We start from the raw sequence: 15,561 nt of genomic DNA on the forward strand, positions 1-15,561 counted from the left end.
CCGGCCCCACCACCACCCTCAATGGACAGGCTCTGCCTGACCGGCTACTCCGAACGATGGATCTGAAGCGCGGAGAAGGTCTGCACCACCGGCATCAACTCGATGACGTTGATGTTCACGTGCTCCGGCTGCGAAGCCGCCCAGAAGACGGACTCGGCCACGTCGGCGGCCGTGAGCGGCGTCGTCCCCTTGTAGACGTTGTCGGCCTTGCCCTGGTCGCCCTCGAACCGGACGACGGAGAACTCCGTGCCGCCGACCATGCCGGGCTCGACGTTGGTCACCCGGACGCCGGTGCCGTGCAGGTCGGCCCGCAGGTTCAGGCTGAACTGGTGCACGAACGCCTTGGTCGCGCCGTAGGCGTTGCCGCCGGGGTACGGGTAGGTGCCCGCGATCGACCCGATGTTGATCACGTGCCCGCGGCCGCGCTCGACCATGCCGGGCAGCAACGCGCGGGTGAGATGCGCGAGACCCTTGATGTTCGTGTCGATCATCTGGTCCCAGTCGTCGAGCTTCGCCCGGTGGGCGGGCTCGAGGCCCTTGGCGAGGCCGGCGTTGTTGACCAGCAGGTCGACCTCGGCGAACTCCTCGGGCAGGGACTCCGGCAGTGCGGCCACCGCGTCGGCGTCGCGCACGTCCAGCTCGATCGGCAGGACGTTCTCGCCGAGCTCGCCGGCCAGCTTGTCGAGCCGGTCCTTACTACGCGCGGCCGCGACGACCTTGGCGCCGTCGGCGGCGAACCGGCGGACGATCTCGACGCCGAACCCCGCGCTGGCACCGGTCACGAAAACGGTCTTCTGGGACATGGAGACGATCACCCAACTTCTTTCAGGAACCGTGCGAACACGGCGTCGAACTCGGCCTCGCGCTCCAGGTTAGGCATGTGGGCGGCGCCCTCGATCACCGCCAGGGTGGAGCCGGGGATGAGGTCGCGCATCAGCTCGGCGTCCGAGACGGGCGTGAACTCGTCCTCCGTCCCGACGACGACCAGACTCGGCACGGCGACCTTCTTGAGGCTCTCCCGGTAGTCGGGCCGCTCGGCCCGTCCCCTGAGCGCCGCCGCCGCTCCCTCCGGGGGAGTCGTGCGCATCATCCGTAAGACGTGCGCCGCCACGTCCGGCATCGTGCGGACGTTCTCCGGCGAGACCATCTTCGTCAGCACCTCGTCGGCGTACCAGCCGATGCCCTCGGCGAGGACCCGGTCCGCGGTCTCGTTGCGGACGCGCTTGCCCTCTTCTGTCTCTTCTTGAGGGGAGGTGTCGGCGAGCAGGAGCCCGAGGACGCGCTCGGGATACGTGCGGTGGAACTCCATGACGATCTGCCCGCCCATGGAGAGACCGCCGAGGACGAACCGCTCGATGCCCAGGTGATCGGCGAGGCGGGCGATGTCGGCGGCGAAGACGTCGAGGCCGGTCTTGCCGGGGACCACCGTGGTCTCGCCGTACCCCCGGAGGTCCGCGGTGATGACCCGGTAGCCCTCCAGGCTGAAGCGTTCGGCCTGGGGCCGCCACATCGAACGGTTGAAGGGGTGGCCGTGGACGAGGACGACGGGCAACCCGGTGCCGAGGTCGTCGTAAGCGACGGAGATGCCGTCGAGTTCCGCAGTGCTCATGAGACCGACGCTAATCGGAGCAATCCAGGAGTTCAATACGGTGCAATGTACTCGGAGCAATGTTTCTTCCGGGCGTTCACCTGGGGCGCTCCCGGGTCGATCACCGGGTGATCGACCGTTGCGAGCCCATTTCTCGCCTCTGACCTGCGGAAACGCAGTTAAGGTACCCCCCTGTTTTGGGGGGTTTCCGGCCATGTAAAGTTCTCCAAGTCGCCAGGGAAACCGGGTGGCAGAGAGAAAGACAGAGACACGAACCAAGCTCTCACCTCAGGGTGATTGAGTGGGTGGCTCACCAAAAACTGCTAGAAATAACTGCTTCGGATAAGGCCGCGTGACTGCGGTGCGATTCGGGGTGTGTTGCTTGAGAACTCAACAGTGTGCTAGTGAACTAAGCCAGTAGAGCTTATGTATTTGAACCTCGTTTGAGGTTCCTTTGAGAGCAAGTATATTGCCTCGATCAAATTTGACATTGTTGGAGAGTTTGATCCTGGCTCAGGACGAACGCTGGCGGCGTGCTTAACACATGCAAGTCGAACGATGAAGCCTTCGGGTGGATTAGTGGCGAACGGGTGAGTAACACGTGGGCAATCTGCCCTGTACTTTGGGATAAGCCTGGGAAACTGGGTCTAATACCGGATATCACTGACTCTCGCATGGGGGTTGGTTGAAAGTTCTGGCGGTACAGGATGAGCCCGCGGCCTATCAGCTTGTTGGTGGGGTAATGGCCTACCAAGGCGACGACGGGTAGCCGGCCTGAGAGGGTGACCGGCCACACTGGGACTGAGACACGGCCCAGACTCCTACGGGAGGCAGCAGTGGGGAATATTGCACAATGGGCGAAAGCCTGATGCAGCGACGCCGCGTGAGGGATGACGGCCTTCGGGTTGTAAACCTCTTTCGCCAGGGACGAAGCGCAAGTGACGGTACCTGGATAAGAAGCACCGGCTAACTACGTGCCAGCAGCCGCGGTAATACGTAGGGTGCAAGCGTTGTCCGGAATTATTGGGCGTAAAGAGCTCGTAGGCGGTTTGTCGCGTCGTTCGTGAAAACTCCACGCTTAACGTGGAGCGTGCGGGCGATACGGGCAGACTTGAGTTCGGTAGGGGAGACTGGAATTCCTGGTGTAGCGGTGAAATGCGCAGATATCAGGAGGAACACCGGTGGCGAAGGCGGGTCTCTGGGCCGATACTGACGCTGAGGAGCGAAAGCGTGGGGAGCGAACAGGATTAGATACCCTGGTAGTCCACGCTGTAAACGTTGGGCGCTAGGTGTGGGCGACATCCACGTTGTCCGTGCCGTAGCTAACGCATTAAGCGCCCCGCCTGGGGAGTACGGCCGCAAGGCTAAAACTCAAAGGAATTGACGGGGGCCCGCACAAGCGGCGGAGCATGTGGATTAATTCGATGCAACGCGAAGAACCTTACCTGGGCTTGACATGCGCCAGACATCCCTAGAGATAGGGCTTCCCTTGTGGTTGGTGTACAGGTGGTGCATGGCTGTCGTCAGCTCGTGTCGTGAGATGTTGGGTTAAGTCCCGCAACGAGCGCAACCCTTATCCTACGTTGCCAGCGCGTTATGGCGGGGACTCGTGGGAGACTGCCGGGGTCAACTCGGAGGAAGGTGGGGATGACGTCAAGTCATCATGCCCCTTATGTCCAGGGCTTCACACATGCTACAATGGCTGGTACAGAGGGCTGCGATACCGCGAGGTGGAGCGAATCCCTTAAAGCCGGTCTCAGTTCGGATCGCAGTCTGCAACTCGACTGCGTGAAGTCGGAGTCGCTAGTAATCGCAGATCAGCAACGCTGCGGTGAATACGTTCCCGGGCCTTGTACACACCGCCCGTCACGTCATGAAAGTCGGTAACACCCGAAGCCCATGGCCCAACCGCGTAAGCGGGGGGAGTGGTCGAAGGTGGGACTGGCGATTGGGACGAAGTCGTAACAAGGTAGCCGTACCGGAAGGTGCGGCTGGATCACCTCCTTTCTAAGGAGCAACACATCCACAGTCCCCGGGATACCCGGGATCAGCACTGTGGGGTGGCCAGGGTTTCATCACCGAATGTGTGGTGGCACTGGTTGCTCAAGGAATTGTGGAACTACTGGTTTATGTCGGTTCGCTTGATGCCTGCACGGGCTAGTACTGCACTTTCGGGTGCGTGGAACGTGTGCTGCGGGGTTAAGAGGAGTCGGTGTTCATTGGCATGCTGTTGGGTCCTGAGGCAACACGCCGAGGGGCTTTCACGCTCCGGGAGTTTGTTTCTGGTGTGGTGTTTGAGAACTGTAGAGTGGATGCGAGCATCTTTGTGGTCAAGTTATTAAGGGCACATGGTGGATGTCTTGGCTTCAGGAGCCGATGAAGGACGTGGGAGGCTGCGATATGCCTCGGGGAGCTGTCAACCGAGCTGTGATCCGAGGATTTCCGAATGGGGAAACCCAGCACCAGTTATGTGGTGTTACCCGCATCTGAATATATAGGGTGTGTGGAGGGAACGCGGGGAAGTGAAACATCTCAGTACCCGTAGGAAGAGAAAACAACCGTGATTCCGTGAGTAGTGGCGAGCGAAAGCGGAAGAGGCTAAACCATGCACATGTCAAGCTGTCAGGCGTTGTGTGTGTGGTGTTGTGGGACCCGCCTTGGAAGATCTGACAGTCTTCCGGGTTTACGCGTGTGTTAGTGGAACGCCTTGGGATGGGCGACCGGAGTGGGTGAGAGTCCCGTACGCGAAAACACATGTTAGTGAATCTTGGTGGTGTTCCCGAGTAGCAGCGAGCTCGTGGAATTTGCTGTGAATCTGCCGGGACCACCCGGTAAGCCTAAATACTTCCTGAAGACCGATAGCGGACTAGTACCGTGAGGGAAAGATGAAAAGTACCCCGGGAGGGGAGTGAAAGAGTACCTGAAACCGTGTGCCTACAAGCCGTCAGAGCCCGAGCACATCCTTTGGATGTTACGGTGATGGCGTGCCTTTTGAAGAATGAGCCTGCGAGTTAGTGCTGCGTGGCGAGGTTAACCCGTGTGGGGTAGCCGTAGCGAAAGCGAGTCTGAATAGGGCGTCTGAGTCGCGTGGTCTAGACCCGAAGCGGAGTGATCTACCCATGGCCAGGCTGAAGCGTCGGTAAGACGACGTGGAGGGCCGAACCCACTTAGGTTGAAAACTGAGGGGATGAGCTGTGGGTAGGGGTGAAAGGCCAATCAAACTCCGTGATAGCTGGTTCTCCCCGAAATGCATTTAGGTGCAGCGTCACATGTTTCACCACGGGGGTAGAGCTACTGGATGGTCTAGGGGCCTTACCGGGTTACCGAAATCAACCAAACTCCGAATACCGTGGTGTGAGAGTGTGGCAGTGAGACGGCGGGGGATAAGCTTCGTCGTCGAGAGGGAAACAGCCCAGAACACCAGCTAAGGCCCCCAAGTGTGTGCTCAGTGGGAAAGGATGTGGGATTGCCCAGACAACCAGGAGGTTGGCTTAGAAGCAGCCACCCTTGAAAGAGTGCGTAATAGCTCACTGGTCAAGTGGTCCTGCGCCGACAATGTAGCGGGGCTTAAGCACACCGCCGAAGCTGTGTCATTCATGCAATACATCGGCTCAACTCCTTGAGGGTTGTGTCTAGTGGTGTGGATGGGTAGGGGAGCGTCCTGCATCCAGGGAAGCGGCGGCGGAAGCCAGTCGTGGAGGGTGTGGGAGTGAGAATGCAGGCATGAGTAGCGAATGCAGAGTGAGAAACTCTGCCGCCGGATGACCAAGGGTTCCTGGGCCAGGCTAATCCGCCCAGGGTAAGTCGGGACCTAAGGCGAGGCCGACAGGCGTAGTCGATGGATAACGGGTTGATATTCCCGTACCCGAGCACGTGCGCCCAGGATGAGGCGGTTGATACTAACCACCCAAAGCCAGCTACCAATGTCTTCGGACGGAGGTTTCTGTGTGGAGCGTGGGATCTGATTCCGTAGTAGTCGAGTGATGGGGTGACGCAGGAAGGTAGCTCCGCCAGTGAGTGGTAGTACTGGTGTAAGCGTGTAGGCCGAAACATAGGTAAATCCGTGTTTCATTAAGGCTGAGACGTGATGCGTAGCCGATTGAGGTGAAGTAGAGTGATCCTATGCTGCCGAGAAAAGCCTCTAGCGAGTGCGTGCACGGCCCGTACCCCAAACCAACACAGGTGGTCAGGTAGAGAATACTAAGGCGATCGGGTGAACTGTGGTTAAGGAACTCGGCAAAATGCCCCCGTAACTTCGGGAGAAGGGGGGCCAGTGTTCCTGAAGTCCCTTGCGGACTAGGGAATGGTGGCCGCAGAGACCAGCGGAAAGCGACTGTTTACTAAAAACACAGGTCCATGCGAAGTCGCAAGACGATGTATATGGACTGACGCCTGCCCGGTGCTGGAACGTTAAGAGGACCGGTTAACCCCTTTGGGGGTGAAGCTGAGAATTTAAGCGCCAGTAAACGGCGGTGGTAACTATAACCATCCTAAGGTAGCGAAATTCCTTGTCGGGTAAGTTCCGACCTGCACGAATGGCGTAACGACTTTCCGGCTGTCTCAACCACAGGCCCGGCGAAATTGCACTACGAGTAAAGATGCTCGTTACGCGCGGCAGGACGGAAAGACCCCGGGACCTTTACTATAGTTTGGTATTGGTTTTCGGTTCGGCTTGTGTAGGATAGGTGGGAGACTGTGAAGCTGGCACGCTAGTGTTGGTGGAGTCGTTGTTGAAATACCACTCTGGTCGGATTGGGAATCTGAACCTCGGACCATGATCTGGTTCAGGGACAGTGCCTGATGGGTAGTTTAACTGGGGCGGTTGCCTCCTAAAGAGTAACGGAGGCGCCCAAAGGTTCCCTCAGCCTGGTTGGCAATCAGGTGTTGAGTGCAAGTGCACAAGGGAGCTTGACTGTGAGACAGACATGTCGAGCAGGGACGAAAGTCGGGACTAGTGATCCGGCACCACCTGGTGGAAGGGGTGTCGCTCAACGGATAAAAGGTACCCCGGGGATAACAGGCTGATCTTGCCCAAGAGTCCATATCGACGGCATGGTTTGGCACCTCGATGTCGGCTCGTCGCATCCTGGGGCCGGAGTAGGTCCCAAGGGTTGGGCTGTTCGCCCATTAAAGCGGCACGCGAGCTGGGTTTAGAACGTCGTGAGACAGTTCGGTCCCTATCCGCCGCGCGCGTAGGATACTTGAGGAAGGCTGTCCCTAGTACGAGAGGACCGGGACGGACGAACCTCTGGTATGCCAGTTGTCACGCCAGTGGCATGGCTGGTTGGCCACGTTCGGAAGGGATAACCGCTGAAGGCATCTAAGCGGGAAGCCTGTTCCAAGATGAGGTATCCCACCCTTGATGGGTTAAGGCCCCCAACAGACCATTGGGTTGATAGGCCAGAAATGGAAGCACAGTAATGTGTTATCGAGTTGACTGGTACTAATAGGCCGAGGACTTGCCCACAAAGATGTTACGCATCCACTCTACAGCTCTGAAACACCACACAACCACCAGCGGTATCAGGTGGTAGTGGTTGTTTCATAGTGTTTCGGTGGTTATAGCGTCAGGGAAACGCCCGGTCCCATTCCGAACCCGGAAGCTAAGCCTGACAGCGCCGATGGTACTGCAACCGAAGGGTTGTGGGAGAGTAGGACACCGCCGGACTAACATTAAAGAAGAAGAGGGTCCAGGCCCCGGTCGAGAACCACGAGTTCTCCCGGAGCCTGGACCCTTTTTTCGTACCCGGATCCAGAGCCTCGTGAGTGGCAAGGACGGTTCTAACCGCCTTTACCACTCACGAGATCCGCAGGCGGTCCTCGCACGTGGCCCTGGCCCGCGGGAAGTACGTGAAGGCCCCCTTCACTGCGTCTAACGCAAGGAAGGGGGCCTTCACGTACTTGCGACTAGACCGAAAGGGCCCCTTCGCCACATCACACGAGGCGAAAGGCCCCTTCGGCCCACCGACAGCGGAAACGACACCCTCGCGCGCAGCCTCGTGAGTGGCGATTCGTGTTCTAACCCGAATCGCCACTCACGACCACCCTGGCCCAACGGTCACCGCAGCCCCCGGCCTCGTGAGTGGTAAGGACGGTTCTAACCGCCTTTACCGCTCACGAGGGGCGGGGCGGCGCAGGTGGTAGATGTCCATGATCCAGCCCTTCCGCGAGCGCGCCGAAGCGCGGACGGAGCGGATCTCCGCGGCGAGATCGGCGGTCAGGGGACCGGAGAGCAGGAGCTCGTCGGGAGTCCCGAGGTACGCGCCCCAGTAGATCTCCAGGCCCGCATCCACGAACTTCGTGAACGTGCACCCCGCGTCCAGCATCACGAACACGTCGTCGACGTCCGCGGGCCAGCCCGCCTCGAGCCGGCGGCCGGTCGTGATCAGCACCGGCCGTCCGATCTGGTTCATCGTGGTCCGGTGCCGGGACGTCAGCGCGGCGACACTGCTCACCCCGGGGACGACCTCGTACTCGAACTCGACGTTGCCCCGTTCCAGTACGGCGTCCAGCAGGGTCAGGGTCGAGTCGTACAGCGCCGGGTCGCCCCAGACGAGGAACGCGCCCCGCTCGTCGGGACCCAGGGAACCGATCATGGTCTCGTAGACGTCGGTGCGGAGCCGGTGCCAGTCGGCGACGGCCTTCCGGTAGTCGTCCGGACTACGGTCGCGTTCGGGGTCCGGTGCCCGCACGACGCGGTACCCGGGCCGCTCGACGAACCGGTCGAGGATCTCCTGGCGCAGGCCCACCAGGTCCTGCTTCTCTGAACCCTTGTCGAGGACGAAGAACACATCGGTCTCGTTCAGCAGCCGGACGGCCTGGACGGTCAGGTGTTCCGGGTCGCCGGCGCCGATGCCGATGGCGGAGATCTTCCTCATCGCCGCAGTGTGCCCGCCCCCTCGATGCACACCCCTACCCCCATGGGGTATAAAGGAAGTGATCGCTTCGCCAGTCCTGTAGAGGAGTTCGTACCGATGGCCGAAACCACCTACACCGTCAAGGGCATGTCCTGCGGGCACTGCGCCTCCTCCGTCACCGAGGAGGTCAGCGGCATCGCGGGCGTCAGCGCCGTGAACGTGGACGTGGCCAGTGGCAAAGTAACCGTCACCAGCGATACCGCGCTCGATGTCCACACTGTGGACGCGGCCGTCACCGAGGCCGGTTACCAGCTCGTCTCGTGAGTACCGCCGTCAAGGTGTCGGCGTTCGCCGCGGCTCTGGTCGCGGTGTTCGTCGTCGCCTGGGCGATCGGTTCGGCCGTCGGGCCACTGGACGAGGCGCCGGCGCCGGTCCCGCCCGCGCCGACCAGCGTGCACGAAGGGCATCACGAGGGCCACACGGGAGGCACGCCGTGAGCGTCGAGACATCGCAGCGCGTCGAGCTGGTCATCGGGGGGATGACCTGCGCTTCCTGCGCGGCCCGGGTCGAACGCAAGCTGAACAAGGTCGACGGCGTCTCCGCCACGGTCAATTACGCCACCGAGAAGGCGCAGGTCGACTTCCCGGCCGCGGTGTCGGTCGACGACCTCGTCGGTGTCGTCGAGTCCGCGGGGTACACGGCCGAACCGCCGAAACCCGAGCCTGACGAAGACAGCACGGACAACACAGACGGTCTTCGTCGGCGGCTCTGGGTCTCCGCCGCGCTCGCTGTTCCGGTGATCGTGCTGGCGATGGTCCCGGCCTGGCAGTTCACCTACTGGCAGTGGGTCTCACTCGTTCTGGCCGCGCCCGTCGTCACCTGGGGCGCGTGGCCGTTCCATCGCCCCGCCTGGACGAACTTCCGCCATGGCGCCGCCACCATGGACACCCTGATCTCCCTCGGCGTCGTCGCCGCCACGCTCTGGTCGTTGTACGCGCTGCTCTTCGGTACCGCCGGGGTGCCCGGCATGCGTCACGGCTTCGAGCTGACCATGGAGCGCGGCTCCGGCTCCGGCAACCTCTATCTCGAGGTCGCCGCCGGGGTCACCACCTTCCTGCTGGCGGGCCGCTACTTCGAGGCCCGGTCCAAGCGCCGCTCCGGCGCCGCCCTCCGTGCGCTGCTCGAACTCGGCGCGAAGGACGTCGCCGTCCTCAGAAGCGGGGTCGAGAGCCGTGTCCCGATCGGTGAGCTGAAGACCGGTGACGAGTTCGTCGTGCGGCCGGGGGAGAAGATCGCCACCGACGGCGTCGTGACCGACGGTGGATCGGCGGTCGACCTGAGCATGTTGACGGGGGAAGCCGTCCCGGTCGAGGTGACCATCGGCGACGCCGTCGTCGGCGGGACGGTCAACGCGGGCGGCAGGCTCGTCGTCCGCGCCACCCGGATCGGCGCCGGCACCCAGCTCGCGCGGATGGCGCGGCTGGTCGAGGACGCGCAGAACGGCAAGGCGCGGGTCCAGCGGCTCGCGGACCGCGTCTCCGCCGTGTTCGTCCCGGTGGTGATCGCGCTCGCGGTCGGCACGCTCGGCTTCTGGCTCGGGGCTGGCAGCGGGGCGGACGCCGCCTTCACCGCCGCCGTCGCGGTGCTGATCATCGCCTGTCCGTGCGCGCTCGGCCTGGCCACGCCGACGGCGCTGCTCGTCGGCACCGGCCGCGGCGCGCAACTGGGCATCCTCATCAAGGGTCCCGAGGTGCTCGAGTCCACTCGCGCGGTCGACACCGTCGTCCTGGACAAGACCGGGACGGTGACCGCCGGGAAGATGAGCCTCACCGACCTCCACGGCGCCGACGAGGTCCTCCGGCTCGCCGCCGCGGTCGAGCACGCTTCCGAACATCCGATCGCCCACGCGATCGTCGCGGCCGCCGAAGAGCGGCTGGGCGAGCTGCCGCCGGTGGAAGGGTTCCGCAACGTCGAGGGCCTGGGTGTTGTCGGCGAGGTCGAAGGCAAGACGGTCTTGGCGGGCCGCACGGCCCTCCTCGAGCAGCGCGACATCACCGTCGGAGACGAGTTCGCGCAGGTCAAAGCCGCGGCTGAAGAGCGTGGCGCGACAGCGATCGTGGTCGCCTGGGACGGCGAGGCGCGCGGTGTGCTCGTGGTCGCCGACACGGTCAAGCCGACCTCGAAGCAGGCCGTGAAGGAGCTCCGGGCGCTCGGGCTCCGGCCGGTTCTGCTGACCGGCGACAACACCGGATCCGCGAACGCCGTCGCCGCCGAAGTGGGAATCGACGAGGTCGTCGCCGAGGTGCTGCCCGCGGACAAGGTCGACGTCGTCAAGCGGCTGCAGGCGGAGGGCCGGGTGGTCGCCATGGTCGGTGACGGCGTCAACGACGCGGCCGCACTCGCGCAGGCCGATCTCGGCCTGTCGATGGGCACCGGGACGGACGCCGCGATCGAAGCGGGCGACCTGACCCTGGTGCGCGGTGACCTGCGCTCGGCCGTGGACGCCATCCGCCTTTCGCGCCGGACGCTCGGCACGATCAAGGGCAACCTGTTCTGGGCGTTCGCCTACAACGTCGCCGCGCTGCCACTGGCCGCGCTCGGCCTGCTCAACCCCATGATCGCCGGGGCCGCGATGGCGTTCTCCTCGGTCTTCGTCGTCTCCAACAGCCTGAGGCTGCGCGGGTTCCGCGGGATCGCTTAGGAGCGGACCAGCCGGGCGATGGCGTCGGAGGCCTCCCGGACCTTGAGGTCGGCCTCTTCACCGCCCGCGGCGGCGGCCTGGACCACGCAGGTGGCGAGGTGCTCGTCCAGCAGTTCGAGGGAGAACGACTGCAGTGCCTTGGTGGCCGCGGACACCTGCGTGAGGATGTCGATGCAGTACTTGTCCTCTTCGACCATCCGCTGCAACCCGCGGATCTGCCCCTCGATCCGGCGCAGGCGCTTGAGGTAGGCCTCCCGCTCGCTGCCGTAGCCCGTCATTCCGCACCCGTTCTCTCGTCGTTCCCCAGCCGTCGCCGAGTATACCCTCCCCACGTATCCGCCCCGGGCGAGCGAAATTCGCGGGTGCCAGGATGTCGAGGACGATCCGGCGGCTCCGACTCAAGCGTGAACGGCCGGGCACCCGGCCGGACGACCAGGAGGAACACCGATGAAGTACATGATCATGATCACGATGAACCCCACCGCGTGGGACGCCCTGCCCGAGGCCGAGCGCGACGAGGTGGTCGCCCGCATCGACCCTTTCATGAAGAAGCTGACCGAGAGCGGCGAGCTGCTCGGGACGCAGGCGCTGGGGGAGCCGAAGGAGAGCACGGTGGTCCGGGTGCGTGACGGCGTCCCGGTGGTCACCGATGGCCCGTTCGCGGAGTCGAAGGAGTACCTGGCGGGCTTCTACCTGGTCGAATGCGACAGCAAGGAGCGCGCGATCGAGATCGCGGGCCAGATCCCGGACGCGCACATCAACGCGATGGAGATCCGGCCGGTGGTCTATTCGTCGGGGGTGTAATCCACCAGCCGGGCGCAGCCCGTCCCTTGAGGGTGGCGGTGGGGCGGGGTCCGGGCTAGGTGGCGGCCGCTTCGGTGCCGGCGCGGGTCTCTGACCTGCTCCGGCGCTGAACGGGCACTTCCGGTTTCGGGTCGACGGTGATCGCCAGGACCGTATCGGCCTCGGTGAGCAGTTCGCGGCAGCCGACCAACTGTTTCAGCACGTCAGCGCGCAGGCCGAGGGCCACATCGGCCTGCTGTCGCGCTTCGGCGACCAGGCGCTCGCCCTCTTCGGCGGCGTCTTCGAGCAGCTTTCGTGCTCTCGCTTGCGCGGCTTCGTCCTGTGCGGCGAGGGCGCGCATCGCCTCCGCCCGGCGCAGCGTCATGGCGCGTTCGAAGTCTTCGGTGATCCGCTTCCGCTCCGCCTCGGCCTCGGCGGCCTTCTCGGTGGCGCGCGCGGTGATGTCGTCGGCTTCTTCGCGGGTGAGTTCGAGCATCCGGCGCGATCGCTCCTGCAGCGCGTCCGGTGCGATCGGCACGCGGCTGATCCGGTCGACGCTGGCCTTCAGCTCGCGGTTTTCTTCTTGTGAGGCGGTGAGTCTGGCGGCGAGAGCCTCCCCGCGGCGAATCGCTTCGTCGCGCTCGGCGGCCACGCGCCGTAGCTCGGTTTCCACCTCGCGAACGAATTCCCGGACCTGGGCACGGTTGAAACCACGCCACGCCAGATCGAAGCCGGGCATTTCCATTGGTCACCTCCACGGTGGGCGATCCGTCACCGGTGCGCGACTTCTTGCGAACGGCAGAGTCGTTGCAGCACGGGGCTTTCCCCGACCAGTGTGCCTGAAGCCGCGTCGACACGCGTCACTGGTGGGTGATCTTTGCGCCGAGCGGTCCGCGCAAGCGGGAAGAAGGGTGATCCTGGAACCGGTGGGAGAATGGACGATCATCGCTAGACGCCCCATGGAGGTGGCCGCGTGACGAGTAGCCGAATTCGGGTCCCTGGCTGGAATACGGCGACCGCGGCCGAAGGGTATCGGCAGGTCAGAGAGAACATCGCGATCTTGCTCACCGATCACGCGGGCGCGGGCGGCCGTACCGTCCCGGCTTGTCCACAGTGGACCGTGCGGGACCTGCTCGCGCATCTGACCGAAATCTGCGATCGGGTGATCACCCGGTTCGGGGGAGAACCGTGCCCGGTCCCGGAGCGGGCGTCGGCGGCCGAGTTGCTGCGGCTCTGGCTCGAACGCGGACCCGAGGCCGACGCCCTCCTCGCCGCGGACGGTGAAGGAAAGAGCCGCGGCGACATCATGGTGATGGACGCCTTCACCCACGAACTCGATCTCCGGTACGCGCTCGGCGTTCCGCCGCCGGAGGCGCACGCGGCCTGGCTTCGCGGTTTCGAAGTGCTCGTCAGCGGCCTCGCCTCTTCGCTGGGGAGCCACGGGCTGCCCGGGATGCGGATCGAGATCGAGGGCGCGACCTGGATCGCGGGCACCGAACCGGTCGCCGCGGTGCTCTCGGGGCCGCCCGTGGACCTGTACCGGACGCTCGCCGGGCGCCGGAGCCCGGCCCAGATCGCCGCCTTGGACTGGCTGGGCGATCCGGAACCGTGGCTCCGGGCCTTCACCTGGGGGCCGTTCGTCCCGCCGGACGAGGCTGTCGAGTCGGTCGAGCGCTGATCAGCCGGTCGGGGACATCGACGACAGCGCCGCGGCCAGCGCGAGCACCACGGCCACGATGAGCACCTCGACGCCGACGCTGACCCGCAGTTTCCGCAGGTCGGCGGTCACGACGCCGGTGCCTCCGCGACCGGCGATCCCGCGGCGCACCGCGTTGCGGCTCAGGTTCGCCACCAGCAGCAACGCGGCGAAGCCGGTCAGTTTCAGCAGGAAGACGATGCCGTAGGCCGACGTCCAGAGCGCCTCCACCGACGGGACGAGCCGGAAGCCCAGATAGGCGCCGCTGACCACCATGATCACGATCGACCAGGTGGCGATCGGGTGGAACCGCGCCAACGCCGGTTCGGCCTCGTCCGCCGGGTACTTGCCGCGCAGGAGCACGGCCAGCTGGATCAGCCCGCCCACCCAGACGGCCATCGCGCCGAAGTGCGCGAGGTCGGCGCTGACCGAGAGGAACATGATCTTGTCGGCCACCGCGTGCCCGGTCGCGGAGAAGCTCAGCATCACGATGAACGCGGCCGCCATGCCGAAGTTCTCGTACCGCGATCGGAGACGTTCCGGCTGGTCGGCGGCCAGCAGCTTCCGCGCGATCACGGCGAGTGCGACGATCGCGGCCAGGCGCAGGAGCAGCAGCTTCCCGTACGCCACCCGCAGGGTCGCCTCGATCAGCGCGGGGTCGAAGACCGCGCCGACGCCCCGGCCCGCGACGTACGGGCCCTGCAGCAGGAACCCGGCCACGGCCGTCACGGCGGAGAGCCACACACCCGTGGTGATCAGCTTCCGCGCCGCCGGGTCGGCCCGGCCGGCCGGACGGCAGACCAGCACGAACACCAGGCCGCCGAGCAGGGCGACACCGCCGAAGGAGCCCCAGCGGAAGGTGGTGAACAGCGCGTCGGTCACCGGATCGGTCCCGGTGGACGCGGACACCGCGCCCGCCGAGGTGATGAGCGGCCCGGTTCCGATCACGAACGCGATCGTGCCGCGAACGGGATGCGAGTCCGTCGAGACGAAGGCGTACTCGACGAGGTAACTGCCGTCGGGGAGATCGGGCTCGAGTTCGACGGCGACCTGCTCGGCGACGTCACCGGGCTGGAACACCGGTCCGCTGACGACGTTCGTACCCTGCTGGTCGACGACCTTGATCGAGTTCGGCTGGATGCCGATGTTCTCCGACAGGGTGACCGAGACCAGTGCGGGCGCCGAGGTGAGCCGGGCGCCGTCGGCGGGGTTCGAGGCGAGGAGTTCGACGTGGGCCGAGGCAGGGGCCGCGGCGAGCACCGCGACCCCGAACCACGCGGCCACCAGGGCCAGGAGTGCGAAGAGTCTCCTGGTCACGAGGCCGTAGATGCCAGCTCACGCCGGCTTTCGGGCGCGCACATACAGCCCGTCAGCTGCCGTTCGACGGCGGAGGCCTTCCGGTGCACGAGCATCGCGATGATCATCGGGATGGTGACGATCGTGTTGTAGAACAGGTGCAGTTCCACCCGCGGGATGAACAGCTGGATGATGCTGCTCGGCGCGGTGCCGCCGCCGAGGCGCCAGCCGGTCTGCGCCTGGATCAGCAGCAGCAGGTGCTCGATGTGGTGCCAGAACTGCAGGCCGAGCGCCAGGTTCCACCACTGCCGCGAGCGGCCGGCGAAGCCCTTGCGCAGGGCGAACAGCGCGATCAGCATGACGATGGCGTAGCCGTAGTGCAGCCATTCGGAGCTGATCAGCTTGGGGAACGGGATGCCGAGCACGCCGCGGGCGTCCGGGGTCTTCCAGCCCAGGACGTAGATCTGGAACGCCTGCACGAGGTGCTCCGCCCAGTGCGCCAGCACGACGAGCGCGAAGACGTTGAGCGCCGCGCGGTGGTATTTCCCGTTGAGCGAGGCGAGTAGGCCTGGACGTGGCGAATCGAGTGAGGCCATGAAGAGGCTCCTAGGGCGAAAAGGCCGGCCGGTGACGGATATCG

Annotated in this window: 12 protein-coding genes and 3 rRNA genes; 8 read left to right on the forward strand and 7 right to left on the reverse strand. The window is 64.5% G+C overall.

Going from position 1 to position 15,561, the window contains the following annotated elements:
- Window positions 1–44: 44 nt before the first annotated feature.
- Window positions 45–803: an SDR family oxidoreductase gene (locus tag BKN51_RS01290; RefSeq protein WP_101612994.1), complete on the reverse strand. Its 759-nt coding sequence runs from the start codon at window positions 801–803 to the stop codon at window positions 45–47.
- A gap of 8 nt (window positions 804–811) precedes the next feature.
- Window positions 812–1,609: an alpha/beta fold hydrolase gene (locus BKN51_RS01295; protein WP_101605857.1), complete on the reverse strand. Its 798-nt coding sequence runs from the start codon at window positions 1,607–1,609 to the stop codon at window positions 812–814.
- A 469-nt stretch (window positions 1,610–2,078) separates the two neighbouring features.
- On the opposite strand from BKN51_RS01295, the gene BKN51_RS01300 reads away from it, so the two are divergent.
- From BKN51_RS01300 to rrf, 3 genes are all read left to right on the forward strand, one after another.
- A 16S ribosomal RNA gene (locus BKN51_RS01300) occupies window positions 2,079–3,595 on the forward strand.
- Window positions 3,596–3,916: 321 nt separating this feature from the next.
- Window positions 3,917–7,055 (forward strand): 23S ribosomal RNA (locus tag BKN51_RS01305).
- 84 nt (window positions 7,056–7,139) lie between these two features.
- Window positions 7,140–7,256, forward strand: a 5S ribosomal RNA gene (gene rrf, locus BKN51_RS01310).
- Together the 16S, 23S and 5S rRNA genes form the textbook arrangement of a ribosomal RNA operon.
- A 439-nt stretch (window positions 7,257–7,695) precedes the next feature.
- Here the strand turns inward: rrf and cobF are convergent.
- Complete coding sequence (cobF, locus tag BKN51_RS01315; RefSeq protein ID WP_101605858.1) at window positions 7,696–8,466, reverse strand: precorrin-6A synthase (deacetylating); 771 nt, start codon at window positions 8,464–8,466, stop codon at window positions 7,696–7,698.
- Between the two features lie 96 nt (window positions 8,467–8,562).
- Between cobF and BKN51_RS01320 the strand changes: the two genes are divergently transcribed.
- Genes BKN51_RS01320 through BKN51_RS01325 form a run of 3 tightly spaced genes read left to right on the forward strand, consistent with a single transcriptional unit; the run spans window position 8,563 to window position 11,146 of the window.
- Window positions 8,563–8,769, forward strand: coding sequence for a heavy-metal-associated domain-containing protein (locus tag BKN51_RS01320; protein ID WP_101605859.1), 207 nt, complete (start codon window positions 8,563–8,565; stop codon window positions 8,767–8,769).
- The gene (locus tag BKN51_RS43435) at window positions 8,766–8,942 is read left to right on the forward strand and encodes a hypothetical protein (RefSeq protein ID WP_168214238.1); all 177 of its coding nucleotides are present in this window, start codon (window positions 8,766–8,768) and stop codon (window positions 8,940–8,942) included. Before BKN51_RS01320 ends, BKN51_RS43435 begins: the two co-directional genes overlap by 4 nt.
- A gap of 41 nt (window positions 8,943–8,983) precedes the next feature.
- Window positions 8,984–11,146, forward strand: a complete 2,163-nt coding sequence (locus BKN51_RS01325; protein WP_442857698.1) for a heavy metal translocating P-type ATPase — start codon at window positions 8,984–8,986, stop codon at window positions 11,144–11,146.
- Here BKN51_RS01325 and BKN51_RS01330 read toward each other — a convergent pair.
- Window positions 11,143–11,424, reverse strand: a complete 282-nt coding sequence (locus tag BKN51_RS01330) for a metal-sensitive transcriptional regulator (RefSeq protein WP_009081418.1) — start codon at window positions 11,422–11,424, stop codon at window positions 11,143–11,145. The genes BKN51_RS01325 and BKN51_RS01330 overlap by 4 nt on opposite strands.
- A gap of 169 nt (window positions 11,425–11,593) precedes the next feature.
- On the opposite strand from BKN51_RS01330, the gene BKN51_RS01335 reads away from it, so the two are divergent.
- Window positions 11,594–11,950, forward strand: a complete 357-nt coding sequence (locus BKN51_RS01335) for a YciI family protein (protein WP_101605861.1) — start codon at window positions 11,594–11,596, stop codon at window positions 11,948–11,950.
- 55 nt (window positions 11,951–12,005) lie between these two features.
- Here the strand turns inward: BKN51_RS01335 and BKN51_RS01340 are convergent, their stop codons facing one another.
- Window positions 12,006–12,668, reverse strand: a complete 663-nt coding sequence (locus tag BKN51_RS01340; RefSeq protein ID WP_233224116.1) for a M protein — start codon at window positions 12,666–12,668, stop codon at window positions 12,006–12,008.
- Window positions 12,669–12,902: 234 nt separating this feature from the next.
- Between BKN51_RS01340 and BKN51_RS01345 the strand changes: the two genes are divergently transcribed.
- Window positions 12,903–13,607 (forward strand): maleylpyruvate isomerase family mycothiol-dependent enzyme, encoded by a 705-nt coding sequence (locus BKN51_RS01345; RefSeq protein ID WP_255414908.1) that lies wholly within the window; start codon window positions 12,903–12,905, stop codon window positions 13,605–13,607.
- Here BKN51_RS01345 and BKN51_RS01350 read toward each other — a convergent pair whose 3' ends face one another.
- A complete protein-coding gene (locus BKN51_RS01350; protein ID WP_101605863.1) occupies window positions 13,608–14,942 on the reverse strand; it encodes a copper resistance CopC/CopD family protein in 1,335 nt (444 codons plus the stop codon).
- The gene (locus BKN51_RS01355) at window positions 14,939–15,517 is read right to left on the reverse strand and encodes a hypothetical protein (RefSeq protein WP_101605864.1); all 579 of its coding nucleotides are present in this window, start codon (window positions 15,515–15,517) and stop codon (window positions 14,939–14,941) included. Before BKN51_RS01355 ends, BKN51_RS01350 begins: the two co-directional genes overlap by 4 nt.
- Between the last annotated feature and the right edge of the window lie 44 nt (window positions 15,518–15,561).

This window comes from Amycolatopsis sp. BJA-103, assembly GCF_002849735.1.
Lineage (GTDB): Bacteria > Actinomycetota > Actinomycetes > Mycobacteriales > Pseudonocardiaceae > Amycolatopsis.